This is a genomic window from Novosphingobium sp. MMS21-SN21R (assembly GCF_031846015.1).
Taxonomy (GTDB): domain Bacteria; phylum Pseudomonadota; class Alphaproteobacteria; order Sphingomonadales; family Sphingomonadaceae; genus Novosphingobium.
The window spans coordinates 271,699-294,042 of sequence record NZ_JAVRDU010000001.1; the positions used below are offsets into that span (position 1 = coordinate 271,699).

General features: G+C 64.3%; 21 protein-coding genes. 14 read left to right on the top strand and 7 right to left on the bottom strand.

Going from position 1 to position 22,344, the window contains the following annotated elements; all coding sequences use genetic code 11:
* The first annotated feature begins 187 nt into the window (after nt 1–187).
* The 7 genes from RM192_RS01330 to RM192_RS01360 all read left to right on the top strand — a co-directional run bounded on the left by RM192_RS01330 (nt 188) and on the right by RM192_RS01360 (nt 8,971).
* Nucleotides 188–955, top strand: a complete 768-nt coding sequence (locus RM192_RS01330) for an Mrp/NBP35 family ATP-binding protein (RefSeq protein WP_409233817.1) — start codon at nt 188–190, stop codon at nt 953–955.
* A 4-nt stretch (nt 956–959) separates the two neighbouring features.
* Nucleotides 960–3,269, top strand: coding sequence for a molybdopterin cofactor-binding domain-containing protein (locus RM192_RS01335; RefSeq protein ID WP_311505726.1), 2,310 nt, complete (start codon nt 960–962; stop codon nt 3,267–3,269).
* A complete protein-coding gene (hemH, locus tag RM192_RS01340; RefSeq protein WP_311505727.1) occupies nt 3,269–4,282 on the top strand; it encodes a ferrochelatase in 1,014 nt (337 codons plus the stop codon). Before RM192_RS01335 ends, hemH begins: the two co-directional genes overlap by 1 nt.
* A gap of 51 nt (nt 4,283–4,333) precedes the next feature.
* On the top strand, nt 4,334–5,743 hold the full coding sequence (locus tag RM192_RS01345; RefSeq protein WP_311505730.1) for a cytochrome P450: 1,410 nt from the start codon (nt 4,334–4,336) through the stop codon (nt 5,741–5,743).
* 114 nt (nt 5,744–5,857) lie between these two features.
* On the top strand, nt 5,858–6,118 hold the full coding sequence (rpsT, locus tag RM192_RS01350; protein ID WP_311505731.1) for a 30S ribosomal protein S20: 261 nt from the start codon (nt 5,858–5,860) through the stop codon (nt 6,116–6,118).
* A 596-nt stretch (nt 6,119–6,714) separates the two neighbouring features.
* A complete protein-coding gene (gene dnaA, locus RM192_RS01355) occupies nt 6,715–8,109 on the top strand; it encodes a chromosomal replication initiator protein DnaA (RefSeq protein WP_311505733.1) in 1,395 nt (464 codons plus the stop codon).
* Between the two features lie 94 nt (nt 8,110–8,203).
* Entirely contained in the window at nt 8,204–8,971 is a 768-nt protein-coding gene (locus RM192_RS01360) for a HesA/MoeB/ThiF family protein (RefSeq protein WP_311505734.1), read from the top strand.
* Here RM192_RS01360 and RM192_RS01365 read toward each other — a convergent pair.
* Nucleotides 8,960–9,670: an NAD-dependent deacylase gene (locus tag RM192_RS01365; RefSeq protein WP_311505735.1), complete on the bottom strand. Its 711-nt coding sequence runs from the start codon at nt 9,668–9,670 to the stop codon at nt 8,960–8,962. The two genes, RM192_RS01360 and RM192_RS01365, sit on opposite strands and share 12 nt — an antisense overlap.
* 35 nt (nt 9,671–9,705) lie before the next feature.
* On the opposite strand from RM192_RS01365, the gene dapB reads away from it, so the two are divergent.
* From dapB to RM192_RS01380, 3 genes are read left to right on the top strand one after another with little or no spacing between them, the layout of a single operon-like run.
* Nucleotides 9,706–10,434, top strand: coding sequence for a 4-hydroxy-tetrahydrodipicolinate reductase (dapB, locus tag RM192_RS01370; protein ID WP_311505736.1), 729 nt, complete (start codon nt 9,706–9,708; stop codon nt 10,432–10,434).
* A gap of 1 nt (nt 10,435) precedes the next feature.
* Nucleotides 10,436–11,134: an endonuclease III gene (gene nth / locus RM192_RS01375; RefSeq protein ID WP_311505737.1), complete on the top strand. Its 699-nt coding sequence runs from the start codon at nt 10,436–10,438 to the stop codon at nt 11,132–11,134.
* Nucleotides 11,131–11,532 carry a hypothetical protein gene (locus RM192_RS01380; RefSeq protein ID WP_311505738.1) on the top strand — a complete coding sequence of 134 codons (402 nt, stop codon included), beginning with the start codon at nt 11,131–11,133 and terminating at the stop codon, nt 11,530–11,532. The genes nth and RM192_RS01380 overlap by 4 nt, the downstream gene beginning before the upstream one ends.
* Nucleotides 11,533–11,535: 3 nt before the next feature.
* Here the strand turns inward: RM192_RS01380 and RM192_RS01385 are convergent, their stop codons facing one another.
* On the bottom strand, nt 11,536–12,855 hold the full coding sequence (locus RM192_RS01385; RefSeq protein WP_311505740.1) for a dicarboxylate/amino acid:cation symporter: 1,320 nt from the start codon (nt 12,853–12,855) through the stop codon (nt 11,536–11,538).
* Between the two features lie 55 nt (nt 12,856–12,910).
* A complete protein-coding gene (gene aroC / locus RM192_RS01390; RefSeq protein ID WP_311505741.1) occupies nt 12,911–13,978 on the bottom strand; it encodes a chorismate synthase in 1,068 nt (355 codons plus the stop codon).
* A gap of 74 nt (nt 13,979–14,052) precedes the next feature.
* On the opposite strand from aroC, the gene RM192_RS01395 reads away from it, so the two are divergent.
* The gene (locus RM192_RS01395; protein WP_311505742.1) at nt 14,053–14,364 is read left to right on the top strand and encodes an antibiotic biosynthesis monooxygenase; all 312 of its coding nucleotides are present in this window, start codon (nt 14,053–14,055) and stop codon (nt 14,362–14,364) included.
* Complete coding sequence (locus tag RM192_RS01400) at nt 14,361–14,711, top strand: arsenate reductase (RefSeq protein ID WP_311505743.1); 351 nt, start codon at nt 14,361–14,363, stop codon at nt 14,709–14,711. The genes RM192_RS01395 and RM192_RS01400 overlap by 4 nt, the downstream gene beginning before the upstream one ends.
* Nucleotides 14,712–14,824: 113 nt before the next feature.
* On the opposite strand, the gene RM192_RS01405 is transcribed toward RM192_RS01400, so the two are convergent.
* Nucleotides 14,825–15,034, bottom strand: a complete 210-nt coding sequence (locus RM192_RS01405; RefSeq protein WP_311508542.1) for a hypothetical protein — start codon at nt 15,032–15,034, stop codon at nt 14,825–14,827.
* A gap of 44 nt (nt 15,035–15,078) precedes the next feature.
* The gene (gene gyrB, locus RM192_RS01410) at nt 15,079–17,613 is read right to left on the bottom strand and encodes a DNA topoisomerase (ATP-hydrolyzing) subunit B (protein WP_311505744.1); all 2,535 of its coding nucleotides are present in this window, start codon (nt 17,611–17,613) and stop codon (nt 15,079–15,081) included.
* 149 nt (nt 17,614–17,762) lie between these two features.
* Between gyrB and RM192_RS01415 the strand changes: the two genes are divergently transcribed.
* Together RM192_RS01415 and RM192_RS01420 are read left to right on the top strand one after the other, a co-directional pair.
* Nucleotides 17,763–19,181 carry a M20/M25/M40 family metallo-hydrolase gene (locus tag RM192_RS01415; protein WP_311505745.1) on the top strand — a complete coding sequence of 473 codons (1,419 nt, stop codon included), beginning with the start codon at nt 17,763–17,765 and terminating at the stop codon, nt 19,179–19,181.
* A gap of 137 nt (nt 19,182–19,318) precedes the next feature.
* Nucleotides 19,319–19,954, top strand: a complete 636-nt coding sequence (locus RM192_RS01420) for an HNH endonuclease (RefSeq protein ID WP_409233772.1) — start codon at nt 19,319–19,321, stop codon at nt 19,952–19,954.
* On the opposite strand, the gene RM192_RS01425 is transcribed toward RM192_RS01420, so the two are convergent.
* Nucleotides 19,927–21,186 (bottom strand): TCR/Tet family MFS transporter, encoded by a 1,260-nt coding sequence (locus RM192_RS01425; RefSeq protein WP_311505746.1) that lies wholly within the window; start codon nt 21,184–21,186, stop codon nt 19,927–19,929. The genes RM192_RS01420 and RM192_RS01425 overlap by 28 nt on opposite strands.
* Nucleotides 21,187–21,219: 33 nt before the next feature.
* Nucleotides 21,220–22,230, bottom strand: a complete 1,011-nt coding sequence (locus RM192_RS01430) for a nitronate monooxygenase (RefSeq protein ID WP_311505747.1) — start codon at nt 22,228–22,230, stop codon at nt 21,220–21,222.
* Nucleotides 22,231–22,344 lie beyond the last annotated feature (114 nt).

The window sequence follows — 22,344 nt, forward strand, 5'->3', positions numbered from 1 at the left end:
TGAACAATCGTTGCGCGAAATGGTGCAGTCTGCGGCGGGAGACAGGCTGCAATCGCTGAAACTGGCCGACGGTGTTGCGACGGTGATGCTCGAAGTCGGCGGGCTGGAGCGGCTGGATCGCGACAAGCTGGAAATGGCCGTGCGCGACGCGGTGCGGCAGGCAGGCGTTGGCGAAATTCGCCTCGGCATGACTGCTGAGCGCAAGGCGCGCACGATTATCGCGGTGGGATCGGGCAAGGGCGGCGTCGGCAAGTCCACCCTTTCTGCCAACCTCGCTGTGGCCATGGCGCGTCTCGGGCGCAAGGTCGGGCTGGTCGATGCCGATATCTACGGTCCTTCGCAGCCGCGCCTGCTCTCCACCGAAGGCCGCCGCCCCGAGGCCGAAGGCAACAAGATGATCCCGGTGCAGAGCCCTTACGGCGTGCCAATGCTATCGATGGGCCACCTGGTTCAACCGGGGCAGGCGATTGCGTGGCGCGGGCCGATGGCGGGCAATGCGCTGGGCCAGTTGATCGACGCGCACTGGGGCGAGACAGAGATCATCGTGGTGGACCTGCCGCCCGGCACCGGCGACGTGCAACTGACCATGCTGGCCAAGCACAAGCCTGCGGGCGCAGTGATCGTCTCCACGCCGCAGGATCTGGCGCTGATGGACGCCACGCGCGCCATCGGGCTTTTCGAACAGGGGCAGGTGCCGCTGATCGGTATGGTCGAGAACATGGCGGGCTACGTCTGCCCGCACTGCGGCGAGGAAAGCGATCCCTTCGGCCATGGCGGCGCCGAGGCTGCGGCAAAGTCGATGGGCCTGCCTTTCCTCGGGCGCGTGCCACTCGATCTGGCTATCCGTCGGGAGTCCGACGCGGGTAACCCGCCTGCTGCTGGCGACAGCCCGCAAGCCGAGGCATTCCTGTCTATCGCCAGCGGGGTGCTCGCCTGGCTTGACGCGAAGCGCTGACGCCATGCGGCTGACGCGGCGAGGGCTGCTGGTGGGAGCAGGTATCGGCGGCACGCTGCTGATCGCGTTTCCGCTGATCCCGCGCCGCCACGCCGTGCCGCTACTGGCGGGCAAGGGCGAGCATGTCGTCGATTCCTTCCTCAAGGTCGGCAAGGTCAAAGGGCCCGGCGGCAAAACCGAATGCGTCCTGACCGTGGCGGTGCCCTTCTGCGAAATGGGGCAGGGCATCACCACGCTGGTCGCGCAGATAATTGCGGACGAGGCGGGCGCGGACTGGCGAAAGGTTGCGGTGGAAGCCGCGCCGATCAGCCCGGCTTATGCCGATCCGGTGCTGTCGGCGCGCTGGGCGCCGCTGTGGATGCCAGCGTTTGCGTCGCTAGGCGATGACCCGGCGGGCCTGCTCCCGCGCCTCCACGCCGAACGCGAACCGCTGATGGTCACGGCAGACGGCACCGCGCTCGCGGCATTCGAACTGCCCATGCGCGAAGCTGGCGCTGCGCTGCGCGCGATGATGGCGCAAGCTGCCGCCGACAAGTGGGGGATCGGCTGGGAAGAGTGCGATACGAAGGACAGCTTCGTGACGCACCAGAACAAGCGGCTGTCGTTCGCTGAATTGCTGGATAGCGCGGTGGACTATGACCCGCCCGAGCCGGCCGTGCTGCGCGCCGAGCCACCCCGCGAGCGCCCGGGCCAGTTCCCCGAGGGCGCGGCTGCACGGCATCCTCGGCTCGATCTGCCGGCCAAAGTCGATGGCAGCTTTACTTTCGCGGGCGACATCCGCCTGCCCGGCATGGTCTTTGCGGCCATTGCGCACGGTCCGCAGGGGGCAAGCGTCCTGTCGAACTACGACAAGCAGGCAGCAGCCTCGGTGCGCGGCCTCGTCGGCGTGGTCCACGCCAAACGCTGGCTCGCCGCTGCGGCGACGACATGGCACGCTGCCGACAAGGCGGTCCGCGCGATGGAGCCGCGCTTCAAGGCCGATGGCCCGATTGCCGACAGCGAGAACGTGATCGTCGCGCTCGACAAGGCGCTGACCAAGGGCGTGCCGGTCAGGCGTGTGGCTGAAGGCGATCCCGATGCCTTGCTCGCCAAACCCGGCCTGTCCGCGCGCTACGATGTGGAGCCTGCCTTCCATGCCCCGCTCGAAACCGCGAGCGCCACGGCGCGGATGCGGCAGGGCAAGCTGGAATTGTGGATCGCCACGCAGGCGCCTGAGCGGGCGAGGCGCGCGGCGGCGAAAGTGGCACGACTCTCGCGACATGATGTGATTGTTTATCCGCTTCACGCAGGCGGCAGCTTTGATGCGCGGCTCGATGTGCGGATCGCGGCTGAAGTGACCGCGATTGCGACAACGCTCGGCAAGCCGGTGCAACTGACGTACTCGCGGTGGCAGGAATCGCTGGCAGGCATGCCCCGCACCCCGCTTTCGGCGCAGCTGGATGGTGCGCTAAGCCCGGACAAGACGCGGGTGCTGGGCTGGCGCGCGCGGCTGGCGGTGCCTGCGACGGCGCGTGAATCGGGCGCTCGCCTGCTCGATGGCTGGGGCATTCGCGATGCGCTGGACTTGCAGGACGGAAGCGATCCGATGGCCTGCGCCGGCGCGATGCCGCTTTACCGCATTCCCGAAAAGGCGGTCGATCATGTGCCCGTGGCGCTTGGCCTGCCGACTGCGCGGTTTCGCGGTCAGGCGCATGGTTACACAGCGTTCTTCACCGAGAGTTTCGTTGATGAGCTCGCGCATCTGGCGGGCCGTGAGCCGCTGTCGTTCCGTGTGGGCATGCTCGAAGGCGAGCCGCGCCTCGTCGCCTGCCTGACTGGGGTTGCCAGGTTGGCGCAATGGGGCGGCGGCATCGAGGCATCGGGCCAGGGCATTGCCTGCCACCGCATGGACGTTGTTACGGGCGCTGGCGAGACGCGCTCGGGCCAGATCGCGGTCGTCGCAACGGCGCGGTCGGAGGCAGGCGTGGTGCGGGTCGACCGTCTCAGCGCCTATGTCGACATCGGCCGGATCGTGAACATGGACATCGCGCGCCAGCAGATCGAGGGCGGGCTCATGTTCGGCCTTGCCCACGCGGTCGGCGGGTCGAGCGGCTATGTGAGCGGGCGTCCGGTGGCGGGCCGTTTTTCGCAGCTGGGGCTGCCGCTTCTCGCCGATTGCCCCAAGGTCGATATTGCCTTTGCCGACAGCAACGAACAGCCGTTCGATCCCGGCGAGATCGGCATGGTCGCGGTGGCTCCCGCCGTCGCGAATGCACTGTTCTCCGCCACGGGCGCGCGTTTCCGCCGTCTGCCGCTGATTTCCGAAGGACTTTGATGGAACGTCCGTCTGATCATCCGACCATTCTCACCGGCAAGGTCGGCGTCCTGCTCGTCAACCTCGGCACGCCCGATGCGCCCGATGCCGGTGCGGTGAAGCGCTATCTGAAGCAGTTCCTTTCCGACAAGCGCGTGGTCGAGATTCCGGCGCTGGTGTGGCAGCCGATCCTGCGAGGGATCATCCTCAATACCCGCCCGAAGAAGTCTGCCCACGCTTACGCGCAAGTATGGAGCGAGGACGGCTCGCCGCTGGCCGCGATCACCAAGGCGCAGGCCCGCGCGCTGCAGGCGCGGCTGGGCGATTCCGCAATCGTGCGTCACGCCATGCGCTACCAGTCGCCTGCGATGGACAAGGAACTCGACGCGCTGCTCGAAGCCGGATGCGAGCGCATCCTCATAGCTCCGCTCTATCCGCACTATTCGGGAGCGACGACCGCCTCGGCGCTCGATGCCGTGGCCGACTGGATCAAGGCGCGCCGCCGCTTGCCCGCGCTGCGCACGCTGCCGCCCTATCACGACGATGCGGCCTATATCGGCGCGCTTCACGCCGATCTGGTGCGGCAGCTTGCGGGCCTCGATTTCGTGCCCGAACTGCTGATGCTGAGCTATCACGGCATGCCCGAGCGCACACTGCATCTGGGCGATCCTTACCACTGCCACTGCCGCAAGACCTCACGCCTCGTGGCCGAACGCTTTGCGCAGAGCCACCCCGGCTTGCGGATTGAGACGACCTTTCAGTCGCGCTTCGGCAAGGCCAAGTGGCTGGAGCCTGCCACCGACACCGTGCTTGTTGCTGAAGGGCAGAAGGGCACCAAACGTATCGCCATTGCCGCGCCGGGGTTCTCGGCTGACTGCCTCGAAACGCTGGAAGAACTCAGCATTCGCGGGAGGGATGATTTCATTGCGGCGGGCGGCACACATTTCGCGTCACTCGCCTGCCTCAACGCGGGCGAGGAAGGCATGGCGCTTCTCGAAACGCTGGTTCGACGGGAACTTTCCGGCTGGATTTGACTCTGCTGACACGCGTGTTAATTGTGCGATTAACACGCTACAGGAGAGACAATGGCCAGCCTCGCGCCGGACCTTCGCGCCGATCTGAACCGAGCAGATCTGCACCGTGACAGCGCCAATCCGCACTGGGTGCGGCTGGGCGGCGATCACAAGCTTGATCATATTCCGGGTGAGGACGGCTGGCCGGTGCTCGGCACCACGCTGATGCAACTGTCGGACCCACTCGGCTTTCAGGATCGCATGACCGAGACGTATGGTCCGGTCTACCGCACGCGCAGCTTCGGACGGCGCGGGGTCAACTTGATGGGCGCCGATGCCAACGAACTGGTGCTGTTCGATCGGGACAAGCTGTTCTCGAACGAGCAGGGGTGGGGACCGATGCTCAACCTGCTGTTCCCGCGCGGGCTGATGCTGATGGATTTCGAAGCGCACCGGGTGGATCGCCGCGCGCTGTCGATCGCGTTCAAGCCCGAACCGATGCGTGCTTATTGCAGCGTGCTCAACACCGGAATTGCCACGGCTATCGAGCAGTGGGGCGGTCAGATGCGCTTCTACGATGCGATCAAGGCGCTGACGCTCGACACCGCCGCCGCAAGCTTCCTCGGTCTGCCGCTGGGTCCAGAGGCGGACGCGCTCAACAAGGCCTTTGTCGATATGGTTCAGGCCTCGGTCGGTGTCGTGCGCCGCCCGCTGCCTTTCACCAAGATGGGCAAGGGTGTGGCCGGACGCCGCCTGATGGTCGATTACTTCGGCAAACTGCTTCGCGAGCGGCGCGCCGATCCAGGGCAGGACATGTTCAGCCAGTTCGCGCTCGCTAAGCGCGAGGATGGCTCGCTCCTGCCTGAGGACGTCGTGGTCGATCACATGATCTTTCTGATGATGGCTGCGCACGATACGATCACCAGTTCGGCCACGGTGCTGTTCTGGCAACTGGCGAAGAACACCGGCTGGCAAGACCGCCTGCGTGCCGAAGCGCGCGCAGTGACCGGGGGGGAGGGCCTTTCCGTTGCTTACGACGACCTCAGCCGGATGGACCTGGCCGAGATGGCGTTCAAGGAAGCGCTGCGGTTCATGCCACCTGTGCCCAACATGCCGCGTCGCGCGCTTCGTGACTTCAGCTTCGGCGGCTACGCCATTCCTGCCGGCACGCCGGTGGGTATCAGCCCCGCTGCGGTCCATGCCGATCCGGCGCACTGGCCCGACCCTCAACGGTTCGATCCATTGCGCTTCACGCCGGAGAACGTGGCAGGGCGTCATAAATATGCCTGGGTGCCGTTTGGCGGAGGCGCTCACATGTGCCTCGGGCTGCATTTTGCCTATATGCAGGTCAAGCTGCTGGTCAGCCAGATCCTCACCCGTTATGAGGTCGCCATGCAGCCGGGCAGCGAACCTTCGTGGCAAGCCTGGCCGATCCCCAAGCCGCGTGATGGTCTTCGCGTGGAATTGCGCCGAATCTGTTGACGATTCGATGCCTGCCGGTTAAGGGCGCCGCTTTCCGGTGGTGCGTAGCCATCAAATCATGGAATTCAGCGGCCCGTTTCTTGCGGCCCGCCAGAGGACGAGAAAAAGAGACACATGGCCAACACGCCGCAAGCCCGCAAGCGCATCCGCCGCAATGACCGCCGCGCCGAAATCAACGGCAACCGCCTGTCGCGCATCCGCACCTTCGTCAAGAAGGTCGAATCGGCGCTCGACGGTGGCGACAAGACGGCTGCTGCTGAAGCCCTCAAGGCTGCCCAGCCTGAACTGGCTCGTGGTGTTGCCCGTGGCGTGCTCCACAAGAACACCGTGGCTCGCAAGATGTCGCGTCTCACGAAGCGCGTTGCCGCTCTCTGATTCGCTGACACCGATTCGGTAGGGGCGTCGCCAACCGACGCGTCGGCCCCGAGTTGCGCACAAAAACAGAACATGGCCGGCGGCATTCCGCCGGCCGTTTTTGTTTGTGACGCATAATAATCCGCAGGGCGCGCATGAATGTTTCAATGTGACAGTGTGCAGTCGCAACAAGTCACGGAAACTACGCGATTCGCATCTTGAATAAGTTAAAACCCTTATAAAACAATGTCTTGATGCATTCCTGCGGGCCTTGGCGAGTCAAGGGTATTTATTTCAGTTTTTTTGCGGTCGCCCCGCTTGCGTTAATGGCCGCTCGGCCAATAGACAGTGTGAACCGGGGGCGGGAATCACTGTCATCCGGTGTCACTGAAATCCTTTTGATCGGGGCCTGCTGCGCAACCTGCGTGGACGGGCGGGGGTAATTTGTGCCTGCGCAGACCGCATCGGTTCGCGCATGGCTTTTGTAGTCGGGACAGCCACGCGTGAAGATTGAAGATTTCGCTGGTGGATCCGCTAGCCGGGGGGCAAGCGCGGATATCGCCGGACAACCCGCCACCGACCGTAATGCGACGAACAGGAAAGGGCGGGACAACGCAATGATCGAGGACCAGGAAGCGCTGGATCTGGCAGCAGACTGGGCCGACATCAGCCAGGGCCTGAAGAAGGACCTTGGGCCGCAGCTTCACGCCCAGTGGATCAAGCCGATCCAGCTCGGTGCGTTCTGCAAGGATACGGGCACGCTCGATCTGTTCCTGCCGACCGAATTCTCCGCCAATTGGGTGGCCGACCGCTTTGCCGACCGTTTGAGCCTCGCCTGGAAGATCGCGCGTTCCGAAGTGCGGCAGGTGCGCATCACCGTGCATCCGCGCCGCCGGTCCTTGCCTGAACTGCGCGTCGGTGCCGAAGCAGTGGTCCAGCCGCGGTCATCGGCGCATCTGTCGGCCTCGCCGGTCATGGCCGATTCGGCGCTCTCGGGCCTCGACCCTTCGCTGACCTTTGCCGAATTCGTCTCGGGCTCGGCCAACGTGCTGGCGGTCAATGCCGCGCAGCGAATGGCGGCGATTGAAACCCCGCAGTTCTCGCCGCTCTATCTCAAGGGCTCAACCGGGCAGGGCAAGACACATCTGCTGCACGCCATCGGCCACGCCTTTGCGGCCAACAAGCCCGGCGCGCGGATCTTCTACTGCTCGGCCGAGCGCTTCATGATCGAATTCGTCCAGGCCATGCGCTCGAACGAGATGATCGAGTTCAAGTCGCGCCTGCGCGGCTTCGACATGCTGCTGGTCGATGATATCCAGTTCATCATCGGCAAGGCGAGCACGCAGGAGGAGTTCCTCCACACGATCGACGCGCTGATGAGCGCGGGCAAGCGCCTGATCGTCGCAGCCGACCGCGCACCACAGGCTCTTGACGGTGTCGAGCAGCGTCTGCTCTCGCGCCTGTCGATGGGTCTCGTCGCTGATATCCAGCCTGCCGACATCGAATTGCGCCGCAAGATCCTCGAACACCGCCTCGTCCGCTTTGGTAGTACGCAAGTGCCGTCTGACGTGATCGAGTTCCTTGCCCGCACGATCAACCGCAATGTCCGTGAACTGGTCGGCGGCCTCAACAAGCTGATTGCATATGCCCAGCTGACCGGCCAGCCAGTGTCGCTGCAACTCGCCGAAGAACAGCTGACCGACATTCTTTCGGCCAACCGCCGCCGCATCACCATCGACGAGATCCAGCGCACGGTCTGTCAGTTCTACCGTGTCGACCGCACAGAGATGGCCTCCAAGCGCCGTGCCCGCGCGGTTGTGCGCCCACGCCAAGTGGCGATGTACCTCGCCAAGGTGCTGACGCCGCGCTCCTACCCTGAAATCGGGCGCAAGTTCGGCGGCCGCGATCACTCCACAGTGATCCATGCCGTGCGCCTGATCGAGGAACTGCGCACGCGCGACGCCGACATGGACGGCGACGTGCGCACGCTGCTGCGCCAGTTGGAAGACTAACAGGCTATCCACTGGTTTTGCCGGTGATATGCACAGACAGGCCGGGATGCGCGTCAGGCTCGCATTCCGGCTTTTTTGTGCCTAGATGCGGGCCATGACCCCAGACCGCCTCGACCGCTTTGCCCGCCACATCGTCCTGCCAGAAGTCGGTGCGGTAGGGCAGGCGCGGCTGGCAGCGAGCCATGTCGTGCTGGTCGGCATGGGCGGCATCGGCAGCCCTGCACTGCAGTATCTAGCGGGCGCAGGGGTGGGCAAGCTGACCTTGATCGACGACGATCTGGTCGAAGCCTCTAACCTCCAGCGCCAGACGATCTTCGATCAGGGCGACATCGGTCAGCCCAAGGCCACAGCGGCGGCGCTCTGGGCGGGGCAATTCGATCCGCATTTGAATGTTGTTCCGCATATCACCCGCATCACCCGTGCCAATGCCGCGCGGTTGATTACGGGGGCCGATGTCGTGCTCGACGGGTGCGACAACTTTGCCACGCGGCTGGCCGTGTCCGACGCCTGCGTTGCGGCGGGAATTCCGCTTACGTCTGCCGCACTCGGGCGCTTCCAGGGACAGGTCGCCAACTTCGCCGGGCACCGTGAGGGTCAAGCTTGCTACCGCTGCTTCGTCGGCGATGCCTTCGATGCCGAGGACTGCGATTCCTGCGCCGATCTCGGTGTGCTGGGCGCGATGGTCGGCATGGTGGGCGCGTTCGGCGCGATGGCGGCGATGCGCGTGCTATTGGAGGGCGTGTCTACGCTCGGCGACCCGCAATGGGGCCAGTTGCATGTGCTCGACGGACTTAAACCGTCCTTGCGCACCATGCGGATTGCCAAGGACCCGGAATGCCGGGGCTGCAACTCAGCGCAGTAGTTCCTCCACCCATGTGGGCACGATTGCGCTCGCCGGACCCAACCGCGTCTCGTGAAACCACGCTGAGCCTTGGCTGCGTTCCAGATTGAGCTCCAGCGTCTGCATTCCCAGATCGCGCGCGGTGCGGACAAGTCCTGCCGCCGGATAGACCGCACCCGATGTTCCGATCGAGACAAACAGGTCGGCGGCGGACAGGGCTTCGTGGATTTCGTCCATGCGATAGGGGATCTCGCCGAACCAGACGATGTCGGGGCGCAGGGCCGGTTCGCCGCACAAAGGGCAGGACGGACGGTGAATCAGCGGGTCGGTCCAGCGGAGGCGCATGTCGCAAGCGGTGCACCAGGCGTTCAGATGCTCGCCGTGCATGTGCAGAACGTTCAATGCGCCGCCGCGTTCGTGAAGATCGTCGACATTTTGCGTCACGATCAGGACTTCGCCGCCCTCGCTTTTGGGCCATTCGCGGTCGAGCCGCGCCAGCGCGATGTGGGCCGGGTTGGGCTGCTTGGTCTGGATCGCCTCGCGCCGCATGTCGTAGAAGCGCAGGACGAGGTCGGGGTCGCGGGCGAAGGCTTCGGGCGTGGCGACGTCTTCCACCCGGTGCTGCTCCCACAGGCCGCCGCCGCCACGGAAGGTGTCGATGCCGGATTCGGCGGAAATTCCGGCTCCGGTGAGAATGACGATATTGCGTGGGCGTTTCATCGCGACCATGAAGCACGCCACGAATGGGGTGAGCAATGGCAAGAATCGGAATTATCGGCAGCGCTGGACGAATGGGCAACGCCTTGCAGGCGGCTGTCGTGGGGGCAGGGCACGACTTCGCTGGCGGGATCGACAAGGGCGGCGATCCGCTTGGTCTGGCCAAGCAAAGCGACGTTCTGGTCGATTTCTCCGCTCCCGGTGCGCTCGAATTCAATCTCGACGCGGCAATCCATGCAGGCGTGCCGATTGTGATCGGCACGACCGGCCTTGAGGAGCGGCACCACTGGCTGGTCGATGCCGCCGCGGTGAGCATCCCCGTGCTGCAGACCGGTAATACCTCGCTCGGCGTCACTCTGCTCGCGCACCTGGTGCAAGAAGCGGCATCGCGGCTGGGTGAGGACTGGGATATCGAGATCGTCGAAACGCATCACCGCATGAAAGTCGACGCGCCATCGGGCACTGCACTGCTGCTCGGCGAAGGGGTGGCCAAGGGGCGCGGCGTACATCTGGCCGATGAGGCCGTGCGCGGACGCGACGGGATCACCGGCGCGCGAAAGACGGGGACCATCGGCTTTGCGTCTTTACGCGGCGGCAGTGTGGCGGGCGACCATTCGGTCCATTTCCTTGCAGACAACGAGCGCCTGACCTTCTCGCACCTTGCCGAAAACCGCGCCATCTTTGCCAAGGGTGCGATACGCGCGGCGGAGTGGATCATCGACAAGGAGCCGGGGCGCTACACGATGCCCGAAGTCCTCGGCCTCTGACATGAACCGGGCGGACGTCTTCGAATTCTTCCGGCGTCTGGCCGAGGCCAATCCGTCGCCTGAAACCGAGTTGGAATACGGCAACGTCTACCAGTTGCTCGTCGCGGTGACGCTGTCCGCGCAATCGACCGATGTTGGCGTGAACAAGGCGACGCGGATGCTGTTCGCAAGCGTCAAGACCCCGCAGGATATGCTCGATCTGGGCGAAGACGGCCTCAAGCAGCACATCAAGACCATCGGCCTGTTCAATGCCAAGGCGAAGAACGTGATCGCCATGGCCGGAATTCTCGTGGCGAAACATGGCGGCGAGGTTCCGGCTGACCGCGATCTACTCACCGAACTGCCCGGCGTGGGGCGCAAGACCGCGAATGTGGTGATGAACTGCGCGTTCGGGGCGGAGACGTTCGCCGTCGATACGCACATCTTCCGTGTCGGCAATCGCACCGGCCTTGCCAAGGGCAAGACGCCGCTCAGCGTGGAGAAAGGCCTGGAGAAGAAGGTGCCCCAGCCATTCCGCGTTGGCGCGCATCACTGGCTGATCCTGCACGGACGCTACATCTGCAAGGCGCGCACGCCAGAATGCTGGCTCTGCCCGGTTGTTGACCTTTGTGCTTACAAGTCCAAGGTGGTGGAGAAGGGGGCCAAATCGGTTGCCGTGCCGAAGAAGCGCGCAAACGGGACAAAGGAGAGCAAGCGATGACACGCATGACCCTGATTCTGGCCACGGCGGTCCTGTCTGGCTGCGCTGCGGGCAGCAGAGACCAACCTTCCAGCAATGGCCACGGCAAGGACCTTCCCGCCGCCCGCATCCTCGGCGAGAGCCAAAGCTGCATCCCGCTCCAGTCGATCCGCGAAAGCCGCGTGCGCGATGACTGGACGATCGACTTCCGAACCGACGGCAACCGCTGGTATCGCAACACTCTGCCCCACCGCTGCAACGGCCTCGGCTTCGAGCAGGCTTTCGCTTACGAAACCTCGCTGACCCGGCTGTGCAACGTCGATATCATCACCGTCATTTCGAGCAGCAGCGGCCCCGGCCCGATCAATCGCGGATCGTGCGGGCTGGGCGAGTTTACCCCGGTGGAACTGGCGAAATAGGCCTTACGCCTCGAAATTCGCCTCGTCGAGATTGAGCCCGGCGCGGCCGTCCGCCGCAGTGTGTGAAGGCGCGTGCGGCGGTTCGGCATCGGGATCGAGGGGCGGTTGGAGCATGCCTTCCCACTTGGTCACGACCGAGGTCGCCACCGCATTGCCGACCACGTTGGTGGCGCTGCGGCCCATGTCGAGGAAGTGATCGACGCCCAGCACCAGCGCGATGCCTTCCACCGGCAGGCCGAACTGGTTGAGCGTGGCGGCGATCACCACCAGGCTCGCGCGCGGCACCCCGGCGATGCCCTTGGACGTGACCATCAGCGTCAGCAGCATCACGATCTGGCTGGTTACCGGCAATTCGATGCCATAAGCCTGCGCGATGAAGATCGCAGCGAAGCTGGTGTAGATCATCGATCCGTCGAGATTGAAACTGTAGCCCAGCGGCAGGACGAAGCCCGAGATGCGGCGCGGCACGCCGAAGCGGTCAAGCTGCTCGAACAGCTTGGGCAGAGCGGCTTCGGAACTGGCGGTCGAATAGGCCAGCAGCAGCGGTTCGCGGATATAGCGGATCAGCGTGAAAATCCGCCCGCGCAGGAAGATCGCGCCCGCGCTCAGCAGGATTACCCACAGGATCAGCATGGCAAGGTAGAACGACCCGACCAGCTTGCCATAGGTCACGATGATGCCCAGCCCGCGCAGCGCGATGACCGAGGAGATCGCGCCGAACACCGCGAACGGGGCAAAGCGCATGACATAGCCGGTGACGGTGAGCATGACTGCCGCCAGCGCCTCGGCCCCGCGCACCAGCGGCGCGCCCTTTGCGCCGATGGCCGAAAGCGCGATGCCTGCGAACAGCGAGAACACCAGCACTTGCAGGATATCGTTCTTGGCCATCGCCTCGATCGGGCTGGCAGGGAACACCGAGAGCACGAAGTGGCGGAAGGTGAAATCGCCGGTCGCAAGTTCGCCGAGGTCGCCGGTGGGCACCAGTTCAAGCCCGACGCCCGGCCTCAGCAGGTTGACCATGATCAGGCCGAGCGTGATCGACACGAAGCTGAACGTCACGAACCACGCCAGCGAACGCCCGCCGATCCGGCCCAGCGCGGCACTGTCGCCCATGCTGGCGATGCCGGTGACAATGGTGGCCAGCACGAGCGGCGCGACGATCATCTTGATCAGGCGCAGGAACACGTCTGGCAGCAGTTTCAGTGTGTCGGCGGTGAACGCAAGCGTCTCATCGCCCTTGGCATAGGACACGTTGAGCGCGTAGCCGACGACGATGCCGAGCATCATGCCGATCAGGATGTAGAGGGTCAGGCGCCTGGCCAAAAGAATGCTCCCGCAATATTGTTGCAGGAGAGACTAACGACCTTTCGCGGTCACCTCAACCACACTGTCCCCTGTGCAGCAGCTTCTGGTCGGCCAGCACCAATGCCATCATCGCCTCGACCACGGGTACGCCGCGAATGCCGACGCAAGGATCGTGACGGCCCCTGGTCAGCAACTCGGTCGCCTCGCCTTCGCGGGTGATCGTTGGCATGGGCGTAAGTATGGAGGACGTCGGCTTGAACGCCACGCGCACGGTCACCGGCTGCCCGGTGGAAATGCCGCCCGCGATCCCGCCTGCATGATTGGCAGTGAATTGCGGAGCGCCATCACCCGGCCGCATCGGATCGGCATTGCCTTCGCCGGTATTGGCCGCAGCGGCAAACCCGTCGCCGATTTCCACGCCCTTGACCGCGTTGATGCCCATCATCGCATGAGCGAGTTCGGCATCGAGCTTGGCATAGAGCGGCGCGCCCCAGCCTGCCGGAACGCCGGTTGCCGCGCATTCCACCACCGCGCCGAGTGACGAACCGGACTTGCGCGCGTCATCCACCAGCGCTTCCCAGCGCGCAGCGGCCTTGGCATCGGGGCAGAAGAAAGGGTTGTTGCCGATTTCGGCGGCGTCGAAGTTCGCCATGTCGATCGCGTCGCCGCCAATTGCGCTGACCCACGCGAGGATTGTCACCTCAGGGATCGCCAGTCGCGCCACGCCGCCTGCCGCTACGCGCGCCGCCGTCTCGCGCGCCGACGAGCGCCCGCCGCCGCGATAGTCGCGGAAGCCGTACTTCGCGTCATAGGCGTAGTCGGCATGGCCGGGGCGATAGGCCTTGGCGACATCGCCATAGTCCTTGGAGCGCTGATCGACGTTTTCGATCATCAGGCTGATCGGCGTGCCGGTGGTGCGCCCTTCGAACACGCCCGAAAGGATGCGGACTTGATCCGGCTCCTGCCGCTGCGTGGTGAAGCGCGACTGGCCGGGGCGGCGCGCGTCGAGAAACGGCTGGATATCCGCTTCGGAGATGGAAAGTCCCGGAGGGCAACCGTCAACCACGGCGCCCAGCGCCGGCCCGTGGCTTTCGCCCCAGGTGGTGAAACGGAACATGTGACCAAAACTGTTCAGGCTCATGGGCCAGCGCAATGTCGCAAAGCGGCGGAAAAGTCCACCTTCCGGCGCAGCCGAACGCGCGCTAAAGCCATCCCATGTACCTCGTCGTCTTCCGCAACCGCAAACGCGCCGACATAGACGTCGTCGCCTATGCAGCCGACGCTGGGGCGATGGACACTTTGGCGCGCAGGCAACCGGGTTTCCTCAGCTTCAAAAGCTACACCGCCGATGACGGCGAAGTCATCGCCCTGTCCGAATGGGCCGACGAAGGGGCGGCGCTGGCTTGGCGGCGGGTGGCCGAACATGTCGAAATACAGGGCAAGGGGCGCAGCGGGTATTACGAGAGCTATACGCTGTTTGCGGGAACGCCCTCGCGCATCCACCATTTCAACCGGCAGGATTTATGACCATCACCCTCCACGGCATCCCCAATTGCGACACCGTCAAGAAGGCCCGCACATGGCTTGATGCGCAGGGTCTTGCCTACACGTTCCACGATTACAAGAAGCAGGGCGCTGATCCGGTGCGAATTGCGGACTGGATCGCGCGAGGCGGCTTGGACAAGGTGATGAACCGCGCGGGCACGACCTACCGCAAGCTGGATGATGCGCAGAAGGCGGCGCTGGCGGGAGACGGTGCGCCTGCGGTGCTTGCCGAGAACACTTCGGTGATCAAGCGCCCGATTGTCGAGTATCCCGGCGGGTTGCTTGTGGGGTTCAAGGTGGCTGAGTGGGCGGCGGCGTTGAAGTCTTGACCCTCCCCGTTCGCCCTGAGCCTGTCGAAGGGTGAAGACCCAAGCGCTGTGCCAGCGTCCTTCGACAGGCTCAGGACGAGCGGGTTCGGGTTGGCGAGGGCAACTTGCCGCGATCAGTTCGTCTCGCGCGACAGCCTATCCGCCAGTTCCGCGATTTCCGAGGGGTCGAGCAGCCACGTGCGCGTCGCGCGGCCTTCGCGGTGGATCGGCTTGGTCAGCAGCACCCGCGCATTGTCGCGCGCGTGGGGCTTGTAGAGGCCGTAATGCAGCGCGCAGTCGCGGACCGTGCCGATGATCGGGGCGCGGCCTTCTAGGTCGATCATGGTCGCGGGCTGGTCCCACGGAATGTCGTCGGTGAAAGCCAAGATCAAACGTCCAAATTCGCAACGTTCAGCGCGTTGTCCTGAATGAATTCGCGGCGCGGTTCGACCACGTCGCCCATCAGGCGGGTGAAGATCTCGTCGGTCACGTCCGCATCCTCGACCTTGACCTGCAGCAGCGTGCGCACGTTCGGGTCGAGCGTGGTTTCCCACAGCTGGTCGGCGTTCATCTCGCCAAGGCCCTTGTAGCGCTGGATCGACAGGCCCTTGCGCCCGCCCGCGAACACCGTGTCGAGCAGTTCGGAAGGCCGCGTGATCGCGTCCTTGGCCTGCGTGGTCGGTGCAGCGGCAGGAGCATCGGCGTCATCGCCCGAGACGACCGCGTCGGATTCGGGCTCCAGCTCGGCAGCAGCGGCGGTAGCGCGCACCAGCCGGGCAACGCCCTGATAGACATCGGCGTTCTCGGCAGCGAGGCGGGCCAGTTTGCGCGCTTCGGCGCTGACAAGGAAACCGGCTTCAATCACGTGATGATCGGTGACGCCGCGCCAGATACGCTTGATGTGGTATCCGCCCTCTTCGGCCAGTTCGACCGACCAGCGCGCTTCGGTATCGCCGCGGTCGAGCCAGCGAGTGGTGCGGGCCAAAGCTTCGGCGCGCACCTCGGTGGGCATTTCCGGTTCAAGCGCGCCTGCGAGCGCAAGAGCTTCGATGATCGCTGGATTGTACCGGCGGGGCACGAAGGCCATCAGGTTGCGCATTCGCAGGGCATGCTCGACGAGGTTTTCCAGGTCCGGCCCGCTGCGTGCACCGCCTGCAGTTTCCAGCACGCGGCCCGAAAGGCCTGCATCCACCAGATAGCGGTCAAGCGCGGCGTTGTCCTTGAGGTAAACCTCGCTGCGACCCTTGGCGACCTTGTAAAGCGGCGGCTGGGCGATGAACAAGTGGCCGCTCCGGATGATGTCGGGCATCTGGCGGTGGAAGAACGTCAGCAGCAGCGTGCGGATATGCGCGCCGTCAACGTCGGCGTCGGTCATGATGACGATCTTGTGATAGCGCAGCTTGTCGAGATTGAACTCGTCGCGGATGCCGGTGCCCATCGCCTGGATCAGCGTGCCGACTTCCTTCGATCCGATGATCCGGTCAAACCGCGCGCGTTCCACGTTGAGGATTTTGCCCTTGAGCGGCAGGATCGCCTGCGTCTTGCGGTCACGCCCCTGCTTGGCGCTGCCACCTGCGGAGTCACCCTCGACCAGGAACAGTTCGCACTTGGAAGGATCGCGCTCCTGGCAGTCGGCGAGCTTGCCCGGCAGCGAGGCGATGTCCATCGCACCCTTGCGGCGGGTAAGTTCGCGGGCGCGCTTGGCGGCTTCGCGCGCGGCGGCAGCGTCGATCACCTTCTGGATGATCGATTTGGCGTGGCCGGGATTTTCTTCCAGCCATTCGACCATCTTGTCGGCCATCAGGCTTTCGAGCGGCTGGCGCACTTCGGAGGAGACCAGCTTGTCCTTGGTCTGCGACGAGAACTTCGGGTCAGGCAGCTTGACCGAGACGATGGCGGTGAGGCCTTCGCGCATGTCATCGCCGGTCAGCGAAACCTTTTCCTTCTTCAACATGCCCGAGCGCTCGGCATAGCCGTTGAGCGTGCGGGTCAGCGCCGCGCGGAATGCGGCAAGGTGCGTGCCGCCATCACGCTGCGGGATGTTGTTGGTGAAGCACAACACGTTTTCGTAGTAGCTGTCGTTCCATTCGAGCGCGACTTCGATGCCGATGCCGTCGCGTTCCGCCGAGATCGCCACAGGTTCCGGCATCAGCGCGGCCTTGTTGCGATCAAGATATTTCACGAATGCGCCGATCCCGCCTTCGTAATAGAGATCGTGTTCCTTCACTTCCTCGTGACGCTTGTCGCGCAGCAGGATGCGCACGCCCGAATTGAGGAACGCGAGTTCGCGGTAGCGATGTTCGAGCTTGTCGAAATCGAATTCGAGCACGTTCTTGAACGTGTCGGTGCTGGCAACGAAGGTCACGCGGGTGCCCTTCTTGACGCCGCCCTTGCCGTTGTCCGGCGCAGGGCCACGCACGATCAGCGGCGATACGGCATCGCCGTGTGCAAACTTCATCCAGTGCTCTTCGCCGTCGCGCCAGATCGTCAGCTCAAGCCATTCGGACAGCGCGTTGACCACCGAGACGCCGACGCCGTGCAGACCGCCCGAAACCTTGTAGGCATTGTCGTCAGACGTGTTCTCGAACTTCCCGCCCGCGTGAAGCTGGGTCATGATCACTTCGGCGGCCGAAACGCCTTCCTCGGCGTGGATGCCGGTGGGGATGCCGCGCCCGTTGTCCTCGACCGAAACCGAGCCATCCGGGTTCAGTTCGATCAGCACGAGGTCGCAGTGCCCGGCCAGCGCTTCGTCGATGGCGTTGTCCGAAACCTCGAACACCATGTGGTGCAGGCCCGATCCGTCGTCGGTATCACCGATGTACATGCCGGGGCGCTTGCGCACCGCGTCGAGACCTTTCAGCACCTTGATGGAATCGGCGCCGTAAGCATTGGCGTTGGGGATGTTTTCGTTCGTACTGGCCATGGTTTGCACATAGGCACTAAGGTGCAAAAACCCAAGCGAATCCGCCCTGTTTTGCACAGGTGGCAAAGCGTGGGAAAAGGTGTTTGCGCGCGCCTTTGGGCTGGCGCAGGATAGCCTCGCTTCGACGTTTCTCCGGGGACTGCCAGACCATGCGCAAACTGCTCGCCACGCTCGTTCCGCTTGTGCTGCCGATGGGTGGTGCAATGGCCGCAGAAACCCCGCTGCGCGCCGATCAGCAGGCCTATCGCGCGCTGTACAAGGAGTTCGTGGAGACTGACACGTCGATCACCACCGGCAGTTGCACGGCCCTTGCGGACAAGATCGAGGGCCACTTGCGGGGGGCAGGCTTTACCGATGCCGAAATTCACCGCTTCACCGTGCCCGAATTTCCGAAGGAAGGCGGCATTGTCGTGATACTGCCCGGCAGTTCGAAGACGACCAGGCCGATCCTCCTGCTCGGCCATCTCGACGTCGTCGTGGCCAAGCGCGAGGACTGGACCCGCGATCCCTATACCTTCATCGAGGAAGGCGGCTACTTCTACGGGCGCGGCGTGGCCGACATGAAGGCGATGGACGCCATCTGGACCGATATGTTCATGCGCTGGCGCAAGGCCGGCAAAGTGCCCAAGCGCACGCTCAAACTGGCGCTGACTTGCGGCGAGGAAACCAGCACAGCATTCAACGGCGCAAAGTGGCTGTCGCAGAATCGCCGCGAGTTGATCGACGCTGAATTCGCGCTCAATGAAGGCGGGGCGGGCCGCACCGACAAGCCGCTGGAAGATGGGGGCCGCGTGGTCGTTCACACGATGCATGTGGGTGAGAAGACCCCGGTCAACTACCGCATCGAAGCGACCAATCCGGGCGGGCACAGCTCGGCCCCGGTCAAGGATAACGCGATCTACGATTTGTCGGACGCACTGGCCCGCCTTCGCGATTTCGACTTTCCGCTGATGCTCAACGACACTACCCGCGCCTACTTTATCAAGGCGGGCGCGGCGCGCGGCGATGCCATGGGCAAGGCGATGGTGGCGATCGTCGCCAATCCGGCGGACAAGGCAGCAGAGGCCGTCGTGAATACCGATCGAACGTTCCATTCGATGTTGCGCACGACCTGCGTCGCCACGCTGCTCGATGGCGGTCATGCCAACAACGCCCTGCCTCAGCGTGCGGGCGCGAACGTCAATTGCCGCATCTTTCCCGGTATTTCGGCGGAAGATGTGCGCAAAACGCTGGAAACCGTCATCGCCGACCCGACGATGACCGTGTTGCGCACCGACAATCGCGGGCCGGATGCCAAGGCGCCGCCGCTCAATCCCAAGATCCTCGGTCCTGCGGAAAAGCTGGTGGAAAAGTACTATCCCGGCGTACCTATGGTGCCGATGATGTCCACCGGCGCGACCGATGGCGTGTTCCTTTCGGCGGTGGGCATCCCCAGCTACGGCCCTCCCGGCCTGTTCAGCAATCCCGACGGCAACGGCACACACGGGCTGAACGAACGGATTGCAGTCAGCGCGGTCTATACCGGGCGCGACCTGCTGACCGATCTAGTCACAGCTTATGCGTTCTGACGCACAGCTTCCCTCTTGACGGCGGACTCGCTGCGGTGTTCCTTACCATCCATGCGTAACACAGCGGTCACGCGGCTCAGCCATGACTGCCCCTGCGAGGGCCATCACGCCCTTGTCTGCAGGGACCGGACCGGGACGTGCTTCATAAGGCGCTGATCGAGAGGGCGGCTTCGGCCAGGCCCAATAGCGGCGATAGCGCCGCCTTCAACGACGTTTTGCTAAACGACCGCCACCTTTCAAACTGTCCTGCGCTTGTCCTCAACGCCGATTACACCCCGCTCAGCTATTATCCGCTCAGCCTGTGGCCTTGGCAGACCGCGATCAAGGCGGTGTTTCTTGAGCGCGTGGACATCATCGACACCTATGATCGCGAGGTCCACAGCCCCGGCTTCGGCATGAAGCTGCCCTCGGTTATCGCGCTGCGCCAGTATGTGCGGCCAAGCGAGTATCCCGCCTTTACCCGCTTCAACCTGTTCCTGCGCGACGCTTTCCAGTGCCAGTATTGCGGTTGCCACGAGAACCTGACCTTCGACCATATCGTGCCGCGCCGGCTTGGCGGGCGCACCTCGTGGGAGAATGTCGCGGCGGCCTGCGCGCCGTGCAACTTGCGCAAGGGCGGACGCACGCCCGAGCAGGCCCGCATGCGCCTGATGAGCCGAGCGATCCGCCCGACCACGTGGCAATTGCAGGAACGCGGCCGCGCTTTCCCGCCGAACTACCTGCACGAAACCTGGCGCGACTGGCTCTACTGGGACGTAGAGCTGGAAAGCTGATCCGGCTTTTCCTGCTTCAGCAGCGAAGCGCCCTTCCAGAACAGCACCAGCGTGATCACCGAAATCCCCGCCGAAAGCAGCATCGGCATTCCCGGCAGGTCGATGATCGCATCGGGGCCACTGAACCGCGCAAGCGCCTGCGTGTACATCGGCGGGCCGATGATCGCGGCGATGCTGCCGATCGATTGCACCGCGCCCTGCAATTCGCCCTGGCTGCGCGCGTCGACCGCGCGGCTGTTGTAGGCCGAGATCGGTGGCTGCACGAAGCCTTGAAGCGCGCCCACGGCGATCGCCACGTAGACCTGCCAATGTTCGCGCGCGAGGGTATAGAGGACGGCCGAAGCGCACAGCCCGAATACGCCGAGCACCACGGCGCGTTGTTCGCCCAGTTTGGGCAAGGCGATCCGTAAGCCCAGCCCTTGCACCAGCGCGCTCGAAAAGCCGACCATCGCGAGCGCGAGGCCGACATCGCGCACCGAAAAGCCGTAGGCGGCAATTGCAAAATAAGGCCAGACCGACGGATAGACGACATGGGCCAGTTGCCATGTGCCCAGCGCTGCGACGAACCACAGCACCGTCGGGCTCTGTCCACGCAGCGCGCGCAGCGACGAGATCGCATTGGCCTTGCGCCAATTGAACGGGCGGCGGTTTTCGAGGCTGAGCGATTCCTTGAGGAAGATCAGCCCGAACGTGAAGTTTGTCAGCGCAAGGCCTGCGGCTGCATAGAACGGCAGGCGCGCATCGACCGAGCCGAGCAAGCCGCCGAGCGCCGGTCCGACAACGAACCCGAACCCGAACGCCAGTCCCATCAGGCCGAAGCTTGCCGCGCGCTTTTCTGGCGGGGTCACGTCCGCGATATAGGCATAGGCGGCAGAGAAGCTGGCGCCGGTTATGCCAGCAATCAGCCGACCGGCAACCAGCCACCAGAAGTGCGGCGCCATTGCCTGAAGCAGGTAATCCAGCCCGAGCAGAAACACGGCGGCCAGCAGCACCGGCCTGCGCCCGAAGCGGTCCGACAAGTTGCCGATCACCGGCGCGAACACGAACTGCATTGCCGCATAGCCGGCACCGAGCCAGCCTGCATATTCCGCAGCCGTGCCGATATCGACATGGGTCAAGTCGATGATCAGCCCCGGCAGTACCGGTGTGATGATGCCGAAGCCGAGCATGTCGATCATCACGATCGCGAAGACGATGCCGAACGATGCCCGGTGCGGCTTGATGTCAGGCATTGTTTCAGGCTCCGGCGGTAGTTGATCGAAGCGTCAGCGGCGGCTCAGCGCTTCGTCACTCTGCGCCATAAGTTGCGTAATGATCTCGGCCACCGGCTCTTCCCTTGTCACCATGCCGACCGACTGTCCGGCCATGACCGAACCGCGCTCGACATCGCCCTCGATCACCGCGCGGCGGAGCGCGCCCGCCCAGAAATGCTCGATCTCAAGCTGCGCTTCGCCCATGTCGACAAGGCCTTCGTCGAGCCGCTTGGCGACTTCGATCTGCTTGGCAGTGAACTCTTCCGAACCCTTGTTCTTGAGCGCGCGTACCGGGATCACCGGCAGGCGCGGATCGACCTGCACGCTGGCAACTGCGTCTCGGGCATTGCCACGGAAGAACGCGGCTTTGAACGCCGGGTGGGCGATGGATTCAGTCGCGCAGGCGAAGCGGGTACCAAGCTGGACCCCGCTCGCACCCATTTCCAGATAGCTGGCGATCATCTCGCCCCGTCCGATGCCGCCCGCCACGAACACCACGTGCTCTTCGGCCAAAGCAGGCAGGAATTCCTGCGCCAGCACCGAGGTGGAGACCGGGCCGATGTGCCCGCCCGCTTCCGAACCCTCAATCACCAGCGCGTCTGCGCCAGAGCGGAGCAGCTTCTTGGCCAGCGCCAGTGTGGGGGCAAACACCAGCACCTTGGCGCCGAATGCCTTGATCGCCTCCACGCTGCCCTTGGGCGGGATGCCGCCCGCGAGCACGACATGGCCGACCTTGTGCTTGGCGCAGACCGCGATCAGGTCGAACAGCATCGGGTGCATGGTGATCAGGTTCACGCCGAAGGGCTTGTCGGTCAGGGCCTTGGTTGCCCCAATTTCGGTGTCGAGCAGTTCGGGCGTCATCGCGCCACAGGCGATCACGCCAAAGCCGCCCGCATTGCTGATCGCCGAAACGAGATTGCGTTCGGACACCCAGCTCATCGCACCGCACAGGATCGCATGTTCGGTACCGAGGAATTCGGCGCCGCGGCGCATGAGGGCAGTGGTCTTGGGGCTGGCAGTCATGTCGCGTGAAATCCCGTCCGGTAAACTGGCGCGGGCTTTACGGTGCCTTGGTTCCCGCAACAAGGCCGGAGTTTACCTGCCGGATTTCACCCGGTTGCTGCGCATCGGCTATGG